The 16,673-nt window shown below is 41.3% G+C and carries 12 protein-coding genes and 1 tRNA gene; 4 read left to right on the forward strand and 9 right to left on the reverse strand.

The genetic code is table 11. The features are described from left to right. The first annotated feature begins 15 nt into the window (after positions 1–15). From AQ505_RS27015 to AQ505_RS23720, 3 genes are read left to right on the forward strand one after another with little or no spacing between them, the layout of a single operon-like run. The gene (locus tag AQ505_RS27015; RefSeq protein ID WP_231634970.1) at positions 16–813 is read left to right on the forward strand and encodes a response regulator; all 798 of its coding nucleotides are present in this window, start codon (positions 16–18) and stop codon (positions 811–813) included. A gap of 1 nt (position 814) precedes the next feature. Further along, complete coding sequence (locus AQ505_RS23715; RefSeq protein ID WP_062550451.1) at positions 815–1,639, forward strand: CheR family methyltransferase; 825 nt, start codon at positions 815–817, stop codon at positions 1,637–1,639. Between the two features lie 42 nt (positions 1,640–1,681). Continuing rightward, on the forward strand, positions 1,682–3,274 hold the full coding sequence (locus AQ505_RS23720) for a response regulator (protein WP_062550452.1): 1,593 nt from the start codon (positions 1,682–1,684) through the stop codon (positions 3,272–3,274). 1 nt (position 3,275) lies between these two features. On the opposite strand, the gene pth is transcribed toward AQ505_RS23720, so the two are convergent. The 4 genes from pth to AQ505_RS23740 form a co-directional block, all read right to left on the reverse strand. After that, entirely contained in the window at positions 3,276–3,836 is a 561-nt protein-coding gene (gene pth / locus AQ505_RS23725) for an aminoacyl-tRNA hydrolase (protein WP_062551185.1), read from the reverse strand. A gap of 109 nt (positions 3,837–3,945) precedes the next feature. Beyond that, positions 3,946–4,524: a 50S ribosomal protein L25/general stress protein Ctc gene (locus AQ505_RS23730; protein WP_062550453.1), complete on the reverse strand. Its 579-nt coding sequence runs from the start codon at positions 4,522–4,524 to the stop codon at positions 3,946–3,948. Between the two features lie 23 nt (positions 4,525–4,547). Continuing rightward, complete coding sequence (locus AQ505_RS23735) at positions 4,548–5,489, reverse strand: ribose-phosphate pyrophosphokinase (RefSeq protein WP_062550454.1); 942 nt, start codon at positions 5,487–5,489, stop codon at positions 4,548–4,550. A 71-nt stretch (positions 5,490–5,560) separates the two neighbouring features. Next, a tRNA-Gln gene (locus AQ505_RS23740) sits at positions 5,561–5,631 on the reverse strand. A gap of 472 nt (positions 5,632–6,103) precedes the next feature. Between AQ505_RS23740 and AQ505_RS23745 the strand changes: the two genes are divergently transcribed. Further along, the gene (locus AQ505_RS23745; protein ID WP_062550455.1) at positions 6,104–9,130 is read left to right on the forward strand and encodes a glycosyltransferase family 117 protein; all 3,027 of its coding nucleotides are present in this window, start codon (positions 6,104–6,106) and stop codon (positions 9,128–9,130) included. A 142-nt stretch (positions 9,131–9,272) separates the two neighbouring features. Here the strand turns inward: AQ505_RS23745 and AQ505_RS23750 are convergent, their stop codons facing one another. The 5 genes from AQ505_RS23750 to pgmB all read right to left on the reverse strand — a co-directional run bounded on the left by AQ505_RS23750 (position 9,273) and on the right by pgmB (position 16,671). Beyond that, complete coding sequence (locus tag AQ505_RS23750; protein WP_062550456.1) at positions 9,273–10,235, reverse strand: acetyl-CoA carboxylase carboxyltransferase subunit alpha; 963 nt, start codon at positions 10,233–10,235, stop codon at positions 9,273–9,275. Between the two features lie 128 nt (positions 10,236–10,363). Then, positions 10,364–11,713 carry an MFS transporter gene (locus AQ505_RS23755; RefSeq protein WP_062550457.1) on the reverse strand — a complete coding sequence of 450 codons (1,350 nt, stop codon included), beginning with the start codon at positions 11,711–11,713 and terminating at the stop codon, positions 10,364–10,366. Between the two features lie 13 nt (positions 11,714–11,726). After that, the gene (locus AQ505_RS23760; protein WP_062550458.1) at positions 11,727–13,547 is read right to left on the reverse strand and encodes an alpha-amylase family protein; all 1,821 of its coding nucleotides are present in this window, start codon (positions 13,545–13,547) and stop codon (positions 11,727–11,729) included. Continuing rightward, entirely contained in the window at positions 13,544–15,859 is a 2,316-nt protein-coding gene (locus AQ505_RS23765; RefSeq protein ID WP_062550459.1) for a glycoside hydrolase family 65 protein, read from the reverse strand. The genes AQ505_RS23760 and AQ505_RS23765 overlap by 4 nt, the downstream gene beginning before the upstream one ends. Before the next feature lie 143 nt (positions 15,860–16,002). Next, complete coding sequence (gene pgmB, locus AQ505_RS23770; RefSeq protein ID WP_062550460.1) at positions 16,003–16,671, reverse strand: beta-phosphoglucomutase; 669 nt, start codon at positions 16,669–16,671, stop codon at positions 16,003–16,005. Positions 16,672–16,673: the final 2 nt, after the last annotated feature.

A 16,673-nucleotide genomic window follows, 5' to 3' on the forward strand; every position in this document is an offset into this window, starting at 1 on the left:
TATAACTTCAGAAGCGTGCTGGTGATCGAAGATCAGGAATTACAAAGCAGAGAACTAACCGAACAGCTGAGAGATAAAGGAGTAGCTGTGAAACAGGCATATACTGGTAAAGAAGCGCTGGACCTTTTAGACGATCAGGTGTTCGACTGCATCATTCTTGATCTAAAACTTCCGGATATTTCAGGCTTCGATTTATTGGACCAGATCAAGTCGCAGGCAAAACATGCACACATTCCAGTGATCATCAATACCGCTATGGAATTGGATCAGGAAAAAATGGCGCACATTATGAGGTATACAGATGCAATGGTTTTAAAATCAAACAAATCCAACGACCGTCTGATTGATGAGGTCAGCTTGTTTATCAATAAACTGAAACAAGACGGACCAGCAAAGCCTAGTACCTCAAAAGGAAAAAGTGTGTCTACCATGGAAAAGGTATTGAAGGATAAAACCATCCTCATTACTGATGACGACATGCGTAATATTTTCGCACTTTCCAGCGCCTTGCAAGTATACGACCTGAAAATCGTGATTGCCACCAACGGCCGGGAAGCCTTAGAAAAGCTTGAAGAGTCTGACCAGATTGACCTGGTATTGATGGACATTATGATGCCAGAAATGGACGGCTATGAGGCCATGAAAGCCATCAGACTAGAGAAGCGCTTTGCCAAACTTCCAATCATTGCTTTAACCGCAAAAGCAATGAAAAATGACCGGGAGCGTTGTATTGAAGCCGGAGCAAACGACTACATTTCTAAACCTGTTGACATGGATAAGTTATTATCGATGTTAAGAGTCTGGTTAAGTTAATATGAATGCAGAAGAAGACTACATCAGTTACGATCAGTTGGCAGAACTAATTGATTTTATAAAAAACATACATGGCTTTGATTTCGGCGATTATTCCCCGGCCTCTCTAAAAAGAAGAGTCACCAGAATCATGCAGCTGCAAAAACTAAGTCTTTTTGACTTACGTACTTTATTGACCAACGACCATGATTATTTTGAGTCTTTCCTCATTGAAATTACGGTTAACGTCACTGAAATGTTTAGAGATCCTTCGTTTTACCGTTCCGTTAAGGAGAACATCATCCCTTATCTGCGCTCCTATCAGCGCATCAAGGTATGGAATGCAGGCTGCTCTACCGGCGAAGAAGTCTATTCTTATGCCATACTTTTTTCAGATGAGGAGCTGTACGACCGGAGTTTCTTTTATGGAACGGACATCAATAATGATGTACTGGATTTCGCCAAAGACGGCATTTATGATTTAAAGAAGATGAAGCTGTTTTCTGAGAACTACCAGAAAACCGGCGCAATCCATACCCTTTCTGATTATTACACAGCCAGATATGAAGCGGCATCCATCAATCATTCTTTAAAAAAGAACCTGCTGTTTTCTGCGCATAATCTGGCTTCAGACGGCGTCTTTAATGAGTTTCAGTTGATCTCCTGCCGAAATGTCCTGATCTATTTCAATACAGATTTACAGAAGAAAGTAATCGAATTATTTTACAACAGTCTGGCGAATTTTGGTTTCCTATGCCTGGGGGCCAAAGAAACACTGAGGAGCACCGAAACCGGCCGCTTCAAAATCATCGATAAGAAAAATAACATTTACCAAAAAAAAGCTTAAGGGCCTTTATCATCTATAATCACCCCCGCAGAAAGACCTAATATGGAAAAGATTAACATACTAATTGTTGATGACCGACCGGAGAACATCATTGCACTGGAGGCATTGCTGCAGCGGAAAGACATCAACATCATTACCACCACTAACCCAAATGAGGCATTGAGAATATCCTGGGAAATGGATATTGCAATTGCAATGGTAGATGTTCAAATGCCAGAAATGGATGGCTTTGAGCTGGTAGAAATCTTAAAAAGCAATCCCCGCACCAAGGAGATCCTGATCATATTCGTAACCGCTATATCGAAGGAAACCAAATATGCAGTCAAAGGATTGAATACCGGTGCAGTAGATTATTTATATAAACCATTGGATCCTTATGTCACTTCTGCAAAAGTGGATTCTTTTATCCACCTGGTTCGAACAGAAAGGGAGATCAAAAGAAAAAATAAAGAGCTACTGGAATACCAAAAGGAACTGATCAAAGCGAAAGAACAGGCGGAACAAGGCAAGCGCATTAAAGAGAACTTCCTCGCCAATATGAGCCATGAAATCCGTACCCCAATTAATGGGATCATCGGGCTGGCCAACTTGCTGGGAAAAACATACCTGACTCCTGAGCAAAAAGAAATGGTGAGCCTGCTGGAAATTTCCTCAGACTCTCTTTTAGGGGTGATCAATGACATTCTTGACCTGTCGAAAATTGAGTCCGGTAAATTCAAAATCAACCGTTCTGAAACTGATATAGCAAAGATCTGCCATGCTGTAGTGAACCTGCTGCGCATTCGTGCCATGGAAAAAGAACTGGACCTGACGATTGAATTAGACCCGGATCTGCCTACTTTTATTTTGGCAGATTCCCTGCGCCTGAATCAGATCCTGATGAACCTGATTGGAAATGCGATTAAATTCACCGTTCAGGGAAGCGTACATTTAAAAACAGAAATCATTGACAGAAAAGGAAACAATTTACTGCTCAAGTTTTCTGTGAAAGATACCGGTATCGGCATTGCCAAAAACAACATCGATAAGATCTTTGAAACCTTTGAACAGGCAGATGAGCAAACGACCGTAAAATTTGGAGGCACGGGATTGGGCTTATCAATTGTGAAAAACCTGGCAAAACTAAAAGGTGGTACCCTGGAAGTTTCCAGTGAAGAAGGAGTTGGCAGTACTTTCGCTTTTAGCAACTGGTATGAAATCGTAAAAGAAACGGTAGTGATTAAATCCGTCAGCAAACCAACTTTAGATCATTTCCCAGGATTAAGAGTCCTCGTGGCAGAAGATAACCCAATCAATAAGTTCCTGATCATAAAAATATTGAAAGACTGGCAGATATTTCCAGAGGTGGTAGAGAATGGAAAAGAGGCCCTGGACAAATTAAAAGAATCCGATTACGACCTGATTTTGATGGATACATTCATGCCAGTCATGAATGGATTGGATGCTATAAAACTGATCCGTGAAGGCTTTGTACCCGGAAAAGAAACGATTCCGATCATCACCTTCTCGGCAGCGGTATTGGAAACCGACAAGCAGACTGCCATTGATGCCGGTGCAAATGATGTGGTGAGCAAGCCGTTTGAACTGGATGTGCTGCACCAGAAAATCATGAAATACGCAGTTAAAGAGGCCTGAACTATTTGTTAAAGGCAGTCATTGTTAAAGCTGGACCGATGGTCACGAAACTTTTGATCAGGTCCACGCTTTTACTAATCAGTGCTGGAAGTTCCAGTTGTTCGTCTTTATCAAAATGGCCTAATACATAGTCTGCCTGTCTGCCTTTAGAGAAATTGTCGCTGATGCCGAAACGCAGTCTCGGGTAAGCTTGTCCGCCGCAAAGTTCTTCAATGCTTTTCAAGCCGTTATGGCCTGCACTGCTGCCCTGCATTTTCAACCTGAGTTTACCTAATGGCAAAGCAAGATCATCCACGATCACCAATACATTTTCCAATGGGATTCTCAATTCCCTCATATAGTAATTCACTGCCTTTCCACTCAGGTTCATATACGTAGTGGGTTTGATGACGTGCAATTTTTTCCCTTTGAAAGAAAGCTCCGCATAATAGGCCAGACGGACATTAGAAAAAGAGCCATCAAGCTCCTTTACCAGCTCATCAGCGATATCAAAACCAATATTATGACGGGTATGCGCATATTCAGGACCTATATTCCCTAAACCAACAATTAAGTATTTCATCTGCTGCAAATATAATAGTTTAGCTGAGAACAGCCATTGAATCATTTTATTCCATAAAAAAAGCAGTACCGTTGCCGATACTGCTTTTCTAGATTGGACTAAAAAGAAATTATTTCTTGTTAGCTTCGTTCTCAGCTTGTTTTAAAGCTCTTGACATACCAACTGATACGATAGTATCTTCTGGAGTGTTAGTGATCGTGTAATCAGCTTTCGCGATATCACGTACACGGAACAAGTTGCCAACTTCTAATTTCGAAATGCTCACTTCAACTGTTTGAGGCATATCTTTTGGAAGTGATCTCACACGAAGTTTACGTAATTTTTGAACTAATTTACCACCCATTTTAACACCTGGAGAAGTACCGGTTAATTTAACTGGGATTTCCATTAAGATTTCTTTGTCATCAAATAACTGAAGAAAATCTACGTGTAACAATAGGTCAGTTAATGGGTGAAATTGTAATTCTTTAATGATAGCTTTAGTTTTAGTACCATTAATGTCAATTTCAACGAAGTTTGCTTCTGGAGTGTAAATAGCATCCTTTAATTCGGTTGTAATTACAGCAAAGTGTTTTTGCTCTGTACCACCATACAATACTGCAGGAACTTTACCTTCATAGCGAAGCTCTTTAGCATCGCGTTTCCCTACGTTCTCTCTTGGAGAACCGCTAATTGCGATTGTTTTCATTTTATATATATTTATTATTAATATTAAACTCTAAATAGGTCACTGATAGAACCGTGCTCATTTACATTGGCAATTGCTTTTGCAAATAATTCAGCAGTACTCAATACCCTGATTTTGTCACTCTGACGTTTCAATGGAATGGTGTCTGTCACGATTAACTCTGCTAACATAGAGTTTTCTACCGTTTCATAAGCCTTACCTGATAACACCGGGTGTGTACAAACTGCACGCACACTTTTCGCTCCTTTTTCCATGATCAGCGCTGCTGCTTTGGACAAAGTACCTGCGGTGTCGCAAATATCGTCAATTAAAACCACATCTAAACCAACTACATCACCGATGATCGACATCGATTCAATTTCATTGGCACGTTTCCGTCTCTTATCACAAATCACCACCTCTGCATTGAAGAACTTTGCAAAAGTACGCGCTCTGTAAGAACCACCCATATCCGGTGAAGCAATCGTTAGATTCTCCAGGCCTAAGCTTTTGATATAAGGCACGAAAATTACTGAACCATCTAAATGGTCTACAGGAATATCGAAGAAACCTTGGATCTGAGCAGCATGAAGGTCCATTGTCATGATTCTATGGATACCTGCTGATTTTAACAAGTTCGCTACCAATTTGGCACCAATCGCAACACGTGGCTTATCTTTTCTATCCTGTCTTGCCAAACCATAATAAGGAACTACTGCAGTGATGTAATGAGCAGATGCGCGTTTAGCGGCATCAATCATTAACAGCAACTCCATTAAGTTATCATTTGGCTGGTAAGTAGAATTGATGATGAAGACATCGCAACCGCGTACTGTTTCATCGTAAGAAGGTTGAAATTCGCCGTCGCTAAACCTATTCAAGGTGACATCACCTAAAGGTTTGCCGTAGCTCTCGGCAATTTGGATTGCTAATTCTTTTGTACCTGTTCCGGCAAAAAGTTTAACTGGATTAAACTGCAATGGCATGATTAGAGGTGTATCAATGCTGGTTAAAAAAAATCGGATTGTGAAACAAACCACAATCCGAATATGTTTTGTTGCCCGACCAGGATTCGAACCTAGACAAACGGTACCAAAAACCGTTGTACTACCTTTATACTATCGGGCAATCTTTCAATTTTAATTTCGAAGCGGATAATTGTTGCTCTGAAATCTGATGCAAATGTACGCACATTTTTGATATCTGCAAATCCTGTCGCAAAAAAAGTTTAAAAAATATTACCTTTATGTTTCCGAAAGGAAATAATCAATTTAAAATGAGGAAGTTGCTTCAGATAAAAAAAAACACTTTTTTTTTAATAAAAATTGAAGCTTTGCAATGAAACTGAAAAAGCACCCGCATTTATACCTCAGGCAAGATTAAAATATTTTAAAATAATATAAAACAGGACAAAATTTAAGGATTCTGAAGAACAGAAAAGTGCAGGATATCCTCCTCCTGAAATCAAACCACAGAAAAGATACCTTAATATTGATTGTTAAATATGTTAAACTCCCCTTACTTTATGAGTTTATCAATCTTATTCTTTATTTTCGGCTGCATTTTATTAGCGCGAATCAATAACTATTTTACTTAAGAAATGAATTATTCAAAAATCAACAACCTTACCGGCTGGCTTTGTTTTCTGATTGCTACTGTAACGTACATTCTAACACTAGAACCCTCTGTCAGCTTTTGGGATTGCGGTGAGTTTATCGCCTCAGCCTTAAAAATGCAGGTAGTTCACCAACCGGGAGCGCCATTATTCTTAATGATACAGCGGTTCTTCTCACTTTTTGCTTTTGGTGACCTAACTAAAATCGCTTACTTTATGAACGTAGGTTCCGCTATTGCCAGTGGTGCCACCATCTTATTCCTATTCTGGACCATCACCGCATTGGCGAAAAAAGCGCTGATTAAAGAAAAAGAAGAAGTGAGTCAAGCCAACCTTATCACCATTATGGGTGCAGGTGTGGTAGGTGCTTTAGCTTATACCTTCTCAGACAGTTTCTGGTTTTCAGCAGTAGAATCCGAAGTATACGCGCTTTCTTCTCTATTTACCGCCATCGTATTCTGGGGGATTTTAAAATGGGAAGCCGTTGCCGATGAGCCGCGCGCAGATCGCTGGTTGTTGTTTATCGCTTATATCATGGGTCTATCCATCGGGATTCACTTATTGAACTTATTGACCATCCCAGCAATTGCCTTTGTTTATTACTTCAAGAAAGTTAAAAATCCAACTACTGCCGGTATCATCAAAGCAGGTATTGTAGGGATTCTGATTCTTGCCGTAGTTCAGTATGGTATCATTCAATACGTAGTTTCATTTGGCGCTTACTTCGATTTATTCTTTGTGAATACTTTAGGAATGGGCTTCGGTACCGGAGTAATGGTCTTTGCCATCTTATTGATTGGCGGTTTCGTATGGGGTATCAGGTACTCTATTAAACATGAGAAAAAAATCCTGAACCTTTCTTTACTTTCAGTAGTACTGATCCTTTTTGGATACAGCTCATTCTCGATGATCATCATCCGTGCAAAAGCAAATCCTAACTTAAACAACAGTGCTCCAGACAATGTATTCTCTTTCTTAGGTTACCTGAACAGGGAGCAATATGGCGACAGGCCTTTATTATTCGGTCCTAACTATAACTCGCAGGCCATAAATTCTGTAGAAGGAAAAACATTATATAGAAAAGGTGCAGAGAAATATGAAGTAGCCGGTAAAAAGTCCGACTATGAATACGATAGAATTACGCCTTTCCCACGTATGTACAGTGATGATGCTGGCCACGTGGCATACTATAAAGACATGATGGGCTTTAGTGATGATCACTTCCCAAGCTTAATTGATAACATCGGATTCCTGCTGTCGTACCAAACCGGACAAATGTACATGAGGTATTTCTTATGGAACTTTGTCGGCAGACAAAACGACGACCAGGGACAAGGTAGTTTATACGAAGGTCAGTGGTTGAGCGGGATTAAGCCAATTGATGCACTTCACCTGGGAAGTCAGAAAAACCTCCCTCCTTCTATTACAGAAAGTAATGCTTACAACCGTTTCTTCTTCCTCCCACTAATCCTGGGCTTATTGGGTGCAATCTGGCATTTCAAAAGAAATCAGAAAGATGCAGGAATTGTAGCCTTATTGTTCTTCTTTACCGGTATGGCGATTGTTTTATACCTGAATCAGAAACCAATGGAACCAAGGGAACGTGATTACGCTTATGTGGGGTCATTCTATGCCTTTGCCATCTGGATCGGATTTGGTGTCCTCGCCCTCCGTGAATGGTTATTCAAAAAATTAACTCCTGCTACCGGCGGTATTCTAGCGACAGTTATCGGTTTATTTGCCGCACCAGTGATTATGGCTGCTCAGGGATGGGATGATCATGACCGTTCTACTAAAATGGTAGCGCATGATATTGCCCTGGATTACCTGCAGTCCTGTGCGCCTAATGCAATCCTGTTCACCTATGGTGATAATGATACCTATCCATTATGGTATGCACAAGAGGTTGAAAACATCAGACCTGACATTAGGTTAGTCAACCTGAGTTTGTTTGATACCGATTGGTACATTAATGGTATGAAACGTAAAATGAACGAATCTGAGCCACTCCCAATCTCAATGAACGAGTCACAGTATGTTCAGGGCGTTAGAGATGTGATGTATTATCAAAACGCGGATATCGCAGGAAATATTGAACTGAAGAATATCTTAGAATTGCTGCTTTCTGAAAACAGCGAAGATAAACTGCCATTAAATGACGGTAGAAAAGTAAATTTCATCCCTACCAAAAACTTTAAGATCACAGTAGATAAAGAAGCCGTACTTAAAAACGGCGTGGTCAGCCCTGCGGATTCTGCCAAAATCGTTCCTGCAATAGAATGGACATTCAACAAAAACTACGTGACTAAAGGAACTTTAGCGATGTTTGACATTCTAGTGCATAACAACTGGAAAAGACCGATCTATTTCGCGAGCACAGTTCCTTCAGAGCAGTATAATGGTTTAGACAAGTATCTTTATAATGAAGGTCTGGCTTTACATTTAATGCCTTTAAAAGTGGATACCGCAGCTTCTAGAAACGAACTGATCAATACGCCTGTACTATACAATAATGTGATGAACAAATTTGTATGGGGTAATGTGAAGAACGCTAAATATCTGGATCCACAATCTTCTGATGACATTTCCATCTTTACCAATGTATTCAACAATACCATCAGCGGATTATTGAAAGAAGGCAAGAAAGAAGATGCACAGAAAGTAGTGAACCGTTATTTTGAAGTGATGCCAGAGAAATTCTACGGCATGCGTTCTATGATGGGTGCTTACTTTATGGCAGAAAACTTATACCAATTAGGTGATAGCAAAAGAGCAAATGCACTGATTGAGAAATCAGCTGACTATATTATGAAAGAGCTGACTTACCTGGCTGATGTTTCTGAAAGCAAGAAAAGGTTTGTAGGTGGACAAAATGTACAGTTAGGACTATCCTTCCTGAACTCTATGGCCAGAACTACTGCCGAAAACAAGCAAGATAAACTAAGCAAAGAGCTCGCTGAGAAGTTCAACCTATTAGAAGCAAGGTTCTCTCCTTTCTTCCCGGCACAATAATTAGTTCCGGTCACTAAAAAGGAGCATTCGTTTTACGGATGCTCCTTTTTTTATGAACTCCGCTTATTCCAGGATCTGATCGTAAAGCAAAAGGGCTGCAATTTATAAATTGCAGCCCTTTTGCTTTATGTAGGTTGTTTTATTACTCGTTTACCACACCCATTGCACAGAATTTATCAATTCTCTTGGTGATCATGGCATCCGTTTTTAATTTCTTAATCTCTTTAAGGTCACTCATGATCTGTTCTTTAATAGTTTCAGCCATTAATTCAGGATTCTGGTGTGCACCTCCCAGCGGTTCTTTAATGATGCCATCAATCAATTGATTTTTGTACATGTCATCAGAAGTTAGTTTAAGACATTCTGCTGCTCTTTCTTTAAAGTCCCAGCTGCGCCATAAGATAGAAGAGCAGGATTCAGGAGAAATTACAGAATACCAGGTATGCTCTAACATGTATACACGATCGCCGATGCCGATACCCAATGCACCACCTGATGCACCTTCACCAATCACAAAACAAAGGATAGGTACTTTTAGAACAGACATTTCTAACAGGTTACGCGCAATCGCCTCCCCTTGTCCGCGTTCTTCTGCTTCCAATCCGGGATAAGCACCCATCGTGTCAATAAAAGAAATCACTGGTTTATTGAATTTTTCCGCTAGACGCATTAAGCGCAATGCTTTTCTATAACCTTCAGGATTCGCCATACCGAAATTACGATATTGACGCTCTTTAGTGTTTTTACCTTTCTGGTGTCCGATCACCATTACCGTTTGACCAGCAATCGTAGCGAAACCACCAATAATGGCTTTATCGTCTTTTACAGTTCTGTCGCCATGCATCTCGATGAAATCATCACAGATCATACTGATGTAATCCAAGGTTTGTGGCCTTTCCGGATGACGGGACATCTGAACTTTCTGCCATCCTGTGAGATGAGTATAAAGCGTCTGCTGAGTATCAGCTAACTTCTCTTCCAGTTCAGTCAAGGTAGCAGACATATCTACTTTCGTTTTATCGGCAACCTGTTTAACCTTTTCAATCTGCTGAGCTAATTCAACTAAAGGTTTTTCGAAATCAAATGATGTTTTTATCTGTTCCATAAGTGGGCTGTAAAAATAGGCATTTTATTTAAAACTTTGCAGACCGCCCGGCTTTAGGCAAAAATTTTAATACGAATTCTCTAATATCGCCGTATTTCTGCCGTTTAAGCAGAATTTCCAGCTGATTATTACCCTACATTTTCTTTATTGCTCTGGATATAAAGCACCGAAATCGCACCGAGAATCATGAAAATTCCTGCCAGTACAATCGCATAAATCGCCTTTCCATCGTAGAATTTCTCTACAATCATGCCTCCAAAAAAGCCGTTTATAATTTGAGGCATGGTGATGAAGAAATTAAAAATGCCCATGTATACGCCCATTTTTCTTGCAGGAATAGAGCTTGATAAGATAGCATAAGGCATAGATAGGATACTTCCCCAGGCCAGCCCTACCCCAATCATAGAGAAAATGAGGTGCTGTGGATCTGTGATAAAATAAATGGACAATAAGCCCAATCCGCCCGCAGTTAACGAGAAAGCATGGGCTATTTTCCTGCTCGTAGCCCTGGCAATAGCCGGTAATAGCAATGCGTAAATTGCGGAAACACCATTGTAAATCCCGAAAAGAATACCTACCCAGTTTCCTGCATCCGCAAACTGTACAGAGGAAGTATCCCCAGGCAATACCTTATAGATATGCTGGGCAATCGCTGGCGTAGTAAATACCCACATAGAGAACAAAGCGAACCAGGAGAAAAACTGCACCAATCCCAATTGACGCATGGTGATCGGCATATTAGAAAAATCAGTAAAGATAGACATGATGCCTTTCGTTTCTTCTTCCGGAGCACCGTCATGGTACTTTTCCATTTCTTCCGGTGGATACTCACTGGTAGTGATCACCGTCCAAAGGATGGTACCTACCAATACCGCAGCTCCCACATAAAAGGAATAAATCACATTGAGCGGAACATGTCCGGCAGCAGCAACTTTAGAGACACCCATATATTCTGAAAGGATATAAGGTAACCAGGAACCAGTAATGGCTCCCGCCCCAATCAGGAAGGTCTGCATGGAAAAGCCGAAACTCCTTTGGCTTTCGGGCAGCTTATCAGCCACCAGTGCGCGGAAAGGTTCCATCGCCACATTAATCGAAGCGTCCATGATCATCAGCATACCAGCACCAATAATAATCGGCGGCAGCAGACTGGCCATTGCCGCAGAATTCGGCATCAAGATCAACGCAATCGCAGTTAATACGGCACCGATTAGGAAATATGGCCGTCTCCGGCCAAACTTGTTCCAGGTTTTATCACTATAATAACCAATGATGGGTTGAACAATCATCCCTGTTAATGGGGCTGCTAACCAAAAAAGCGATAGATGCTCCACATCTGCACCATAAGTTTGCAGTATCCGGGAAGCATTTCCATTTTGTAGTGCAAATCCAAACTGAATTCCGAAAAAACCGGCACTCATGTTAAAGATCTGCAGGGACGATAATCTTGGTTTACTAAGCGCGATTTTCTTTTCCATCAGGTATTAATAATTAAAATTGAATGATTTGAGCAGTCCCGGGCAGCACTTTTAAATATAGGGATTGCGGGGTATTTTCTACTTTCTGCTTAGACAATAAATCTATACTTTCTTTAATTTCCCGGTTTTTCAATAGCAGGCCTGGGATTTCAAGGTTTTTCTCCAGCGTTTGTGTCCGGTCGAAATTGGCTACAATCAATAACCGCTGACCTTCGGTATACCTCAAAAAGGCATACATACGCTGTTCTCCAAGCGGAACATCCAGGATGTCGCCCTTAGTGATCGCCGCTGAATTGGCAGCGATGTGCAGGAGCGCCTTATAAAAACGACGTAAATTTTGCTGTTTTGAATCTAATAACGCACCGTCAAAAGCACCATTATTCATCCATTTCTGATGCTCAGGAACACCCCAGTAATCAAAAATTGTAGTCCTGCTGTCTTCTTTTCCAAAACCTTCCGTTCCTTTTCCTGGCTCTCCTACTTCCTGTCCGAAATATAGCATCACAGGCCCAGCAGATAGGGTGGCAGAAACAACCATCGCAGGGATGGCATGAACCGCATCGCCCGCAAAACCTGCAGAGGCAATCCGCTCTTCGTCATGGTTCTCCAGAAAGCTCAGCATCCTTTCTCCAAATCCAGCAGTTTGTACCTGCCATACTTTTGAAATGTCTTGTACATTCACCTCCTGCTCATTTCTGATCAGCTTTTTTAAACCATCATATAAACCGACTTTATCATATAGGTAATCAAAATGCCCCCGGCTTAGATAAGTATAATAGACTGCCGGGTTATAAGCTTCACCGATAAAGATCAATCCCGGATGTTTCTTTTTCAGTTCCGGAATCACCCATTCCCAAAATTCTACAGGCACCATTTCCGCCATGTCACAACGGAAACCGTCCACACCTTTTGTCGCCCAATAACTCAAAATATCTTTCATTTTAAGCCATACCCCAGGGATTGGGCTAAAATGCTGCTGCTCCCCATTGGCATAATCCAATCCATAGTTCAATTTCACCGTTTCATACCAATCGTCTTTTGAAGGACTCGCAGAAAACACGTTATTTCCCGTCGCTTTGGCCGGACTTTCCTTAAATGTCTGTTTTTCCAGTGGAACTAAAGCATTTGCGGCTGAACTGCTGCTGCCCTTTATAGCGGAGCTTTCTGTAACGATGACTTCCGATACCGGAACTACAAAGTCCTTTCCTGGCGTATAATAGTAATCATTAGCTGGACTGAAACTTTTAGTGTGGTCGTCCTTCGCGCCAAAATCGACTACTCCTTTCGGCTTTGCCAGAGAATGGTAAGAACGGGCCACATGATTGGGTACAAAATCAATGATCACCTTCATTCCTTTCTGATGTGTTCTTGCGATTAAGTTTTCAAACTCTTTCATTCGGTTCTTCACATCAACTGCCAGATCAGGATCTACATCATAGTAATCACGAATCGCATACGGAGAGCCCGCGCGCCCTTTAACCACCTCTGCATTATCCATGGGGATACCAAAATCACTGTAATCAGTTAGACTGGCATGGGCAATGACACCGGTATACCAGACATGGCTCACGCCTAATTCTTTAATTCCATCCAGCGCCTTGTTGTTGATATCGGCAAACTTACCGGAACCATTCTGCTGAATAGTTCCGTAAGGGAGGTTCTGACTTTGTTTATTCCCAAATAACCGGGGCAATAATTGATAAATAATAGGTTTACTCTGGGCCATACTATGACTTGAAAATCCGACAATCGTGCATCCTGTTAAAATAATACCAAGGAACATTCCTCTTTTAACCCTCAGCTCCTGTTTCTTACTACCGAATGTTCTTATCATACCAATGAGGTCTTGTAAGCAATTGTTTTTTCTCCCGGTGGCACAGCGTATTCCTGTTCGAATACCCTTAATGTTAAGCTTTCCTCCGAATGGTTTGTAATGATCAGTTCCGATTCATTGATCTGAACCTTCAGCTGTAATCCTCTGAAACCAATAGTAAAAGAGAAAGCAGCCCAGTTTTTCGGCAAGAAAGGTTGGAAAGCCAATTTATCCTCCTTCACACGCATTCCTGCAAAACCTTCTACCACACTCATCCAGGTACCTGCCATTGAAGTAATGTGCAAGCCATCTTCAGTATCGTTGTTATAGTCGTCCAGGTCTAAACGTGCGGTGCGCAGGTAAAATTCGTATGCTTTTTCCTCGTCGTTCAGCTTTGCCGCAAGGATACTATGTACACATGGTGATAAAGAGCTTTCATGAACAGTTCTGCTTTCATAGAAATTGAAATTCCTTCTCAGGGTTTCCAGGTCAAATTCTTCCTCAAAGAAGTACATACCCTGCAATACGTCAGCTTGTTTGATATAGCAAGAACGTAAAATGCGATCCCAGCTCCATTTCTGGTTCAGCGGACGCTGATCAGCAGGTAAATCTTTTACCAGAATCTGCTCTTTGTCCATAAAACCATCTTGCTGCAAGAAGACTTCTTCGCCCTCATGATAAGGATAATACATCTGAGTAGCTACCGAATTCCAATCTTTAAACTCAGACATTTCCTGCAATTTTGTCTTCTCAACAATTTTCAAATATTGTTCCGGATCCAGCGACTTTACTTTCTCCGCAGCTTCCGTCGCATAGGTTAAACACCAGGCGGCTAATTTATTTGTGTACCAGTTGTTGTTGATGTTGTTCTCATATTCATTAGGACCAGTTACGCCAAGCATCACAAATTTGTTTCGCTCTGCGCTCCAGTTTACTCTTTGTTTCCAGAATCTGGCAATACCTATCAATACTTCCAGACCATAATCTGCCAGGTATCGCTCATCACCAGTATAACGGATATAGTTGAAAATCGCAAAGGCAATTGCTCCGTTTCTATGGATCTCTTCGAAAGTAATTTCCCATTCATTGTGGCATTCTTCCCCATTCATAGTCACCATCGGATACAGGGCCGCACCATTGTTAAAGCCTAATTTAGTGGCATTTTCTATCGCTTTATCCAGGTGCTTATAGCGGTAAACCAATAGGTTTTTAGCTACTTCCTGAGGCGCTACCGAAAGGTAGAAAGGAATGCAGTAAGCTTCGGTATCCCAATAGGTAGAACCTCCATATTTCTCTCCTGTGAAACCTTTAGGTCCGATATTTAAACGGGCATCTTTGCCAGTATAGGTTTGGTTTAGCTGAAAAATATTGAATCGGATCGCTTGCTGAGCGGCCACATCACCTTCAATCACGATGTCGCCTTCTTCCCATTTTTGGGCCCATGCAATGGCCTGTTCTTGTTTCAATTGCTCAAAACCTTTCTCCGCAGCCTTCAAAATGGTTGCTTTTGCAGCACTCAATAAATCCGATTTATCATAATTCTGAGAAGATAAATTGGCTGCGATCTTATACAAATCAATCACCTCATTTTGAACCACTGCAAAAGAAGCCTGCTGTCCAAGGTATTTATCTTTCGTCACCGGACTTAAAGTTTGCAGTTCAGCATTCTTGAAAATGCTGGTCTGACTTACCGTACAAACGTCAAATTCTGTTTTCTTAGTTCTGAGTACCAGGTAATCAGTATTCTTTTCCTGCTGCTGTGCCACTTCTTCCCAGAATTTCTCGTCATAATTAGAGTCCTGGTTTTTCACATCACCATCAATAAATGAAGTGATGCTGATCTGGCCTTTAAAATTTAGGGCTTTAATGCGGTAATGTAAAGCGGCGACTTCATCGTCTACGATACTGCAAAAACGAATCGACTCCACCTGCACCATTTTACCACTTTTCAATTTGGCAGTAAAGTGGCGGCTCAGCGTTCCTTCTTTCATATTCAGTACCCTTTTAAAATCGCCGACTGTGGCAGTATTCAGGTCTAATGTTTCTCCGTCAATCTGGATGTTTAAACCAATCCAGTTTGTGGCATTCAATACTTTGGCAAAATACTCCGGATAACCGTTTTTCCACCAGCCCACACGGGTTTTATCAGGATAATAAACCCCTGCTACGTAATTTCCCTGCAAAGTTTCTCCAGTATAGTCTTCTTCAAAATTGGCACGCTGTCCCATTCTACCGTTTCCAATACTGAATAAACTCTCTGATATTTTATTTAAATGAGGGTCAAAACCTTCCTCAACAATGTTCCACTCGTCTGCTTTTATATAATTTTTCATGGTCTATGCTGCTCTGATATTCCGGAGGTTGATGTAACCGGAACACGTTTTCATTTATTTTTATCTTCGAATCGCCTGTTACGCGTTTTCGATTCATGGTTTTCATTTCTGCTAATTCGGCTTAGCTATTCAGGCAATCTGCGCTACTGATATCTCAATGCTTCAATCTCGTTGATCGTAATTTCCGAAAGGTTATTGATGACTACTTGTGCACCGGGTAAATGCTCGGCTCTACCGACCCCTACCACCATCATATCTGCCGCCAATGCCGCCTGTACACCAGCTAATGCATCTTCAAATACCACACAATTTTCTTTAGCGGTCTTCAGCAATTCTGCGGCCTTCAAAAACACTTCCGGGTCTGGCTTTGAAGTCGTCACGGAATTTCCGTCTACGATGGCATCAAAAAAATGAGCCAGTTCTGTCCGTTCCAAAATCAGGGAAGAATTCTTGCTGGCAGAGCCAAGGGCAATTTTAATCCCTGCTGCTTTCAAAGCGGTCAGCAGTTCCAATGAACCCGGCAATACTTCCTGCACTGTCATTTTACTAATCATGCCCACATATTGTTCATTCTTCTTTGCGGCTAATGCTTCCTTTTCTGAAGCGGATTGCGTTACACCGCCCCATTGCAGGATCATGTCCAGAGAGCGCATTCTGTTCACGCCTTTCAGCTGCTCATTCTGTAACTCCGTAAAGTCAAAGCCTAAGGAATTGGCCAGCGCTTTCCATGCTTTATAATGATAAACAGCGGTATCTACCAATACGCCATCCAGGTCGAAAATACAGGCGATAGGTTCTGTAGTATGTTGCATCT

The sequence above is a fragment of the Pedobacter sp. PACM 27299 genome (assembly GCF_001412655.1).
Lineage (GTDB): Bacteria > Bacteroidota > Bacteroidia > Sphingobacteriales > Sphingobacteriaceae > Pedobacter.

Coding starts and splice junctions, on each gene's coding strand:
- AQ505_RS23730 (WP_062550453.1), bottom strand. CDS start 4,524: ATGAAAACAATCGCAATTAGCGGTTCTCCAAGAGAGAACGTAGGGAAA.
- pgmB (WP_062550460.1), bottom strand. CDS start 16,671: ATGCAACATACTACAGAACCTATCGCCTGTATTTTCGACCTGGATGGC.
- AQ505_RS23745 (WP_062550455.1), top strand. CDS start 6,104: ATGAATTATTCAAAAATCAACAACCTTACCGGCTGGCTTTGTTTTCTG.
- pth (WP_062551185.1), bottom strand. CDS start 3,836: ATGAAATACTTAATTGTTGGTTTAGGGAATATAGGTCCTGAATATGCG.
- AQ505_RS23750 (WP_062550456.1), bottom strand. CDS start 10,235: ATGGAACAGATAAAAACATCATTTGATTTCGAAAAACCTTTAGTTGAA.
- AQ505_RS23715 (WP_062550451.1), top strand. CDS start 815: ATGAATGCAGAAGAAGACTACATCAGTTACGATCAGTTGGCAGAACTA.
- AQ505_RS23755 (WP_062550457.1), bottom strand. CDS start 11,713: ATGGAAAAGAAAATCGCGCTTAGTAAACCAAGATTATCGTCCCTGCAG.
- AQ505_RS23720 (WP_062550452.1), top strand. CDS start 1,682: ATGGAAAAGATTAACATACTAATTGTTGATGACCGACCGGAGAACATC.
- AQ505_RS23760 (WP_062550458.1), bottom strand. CDS start 13,547: ATGATAAGAACATTCGGTAGTAAGAAACAGGAGCTGAGGGTTAAAAGA.
- AQ505_RS23765 (WP_062550459.1), bottom strand. CDS start 15,859: ATGAAAAATTATATAAAAGCAGACGAGTGGAACATTGTTGAGGAAGGT.
- AQ505_RS23735 (WP_062550454.1), bottom strand. CDS start 5,489: ATGCCATTGCAGTTTAATCCAGTTAAACTTTTTGCCGGAACAGGTACA.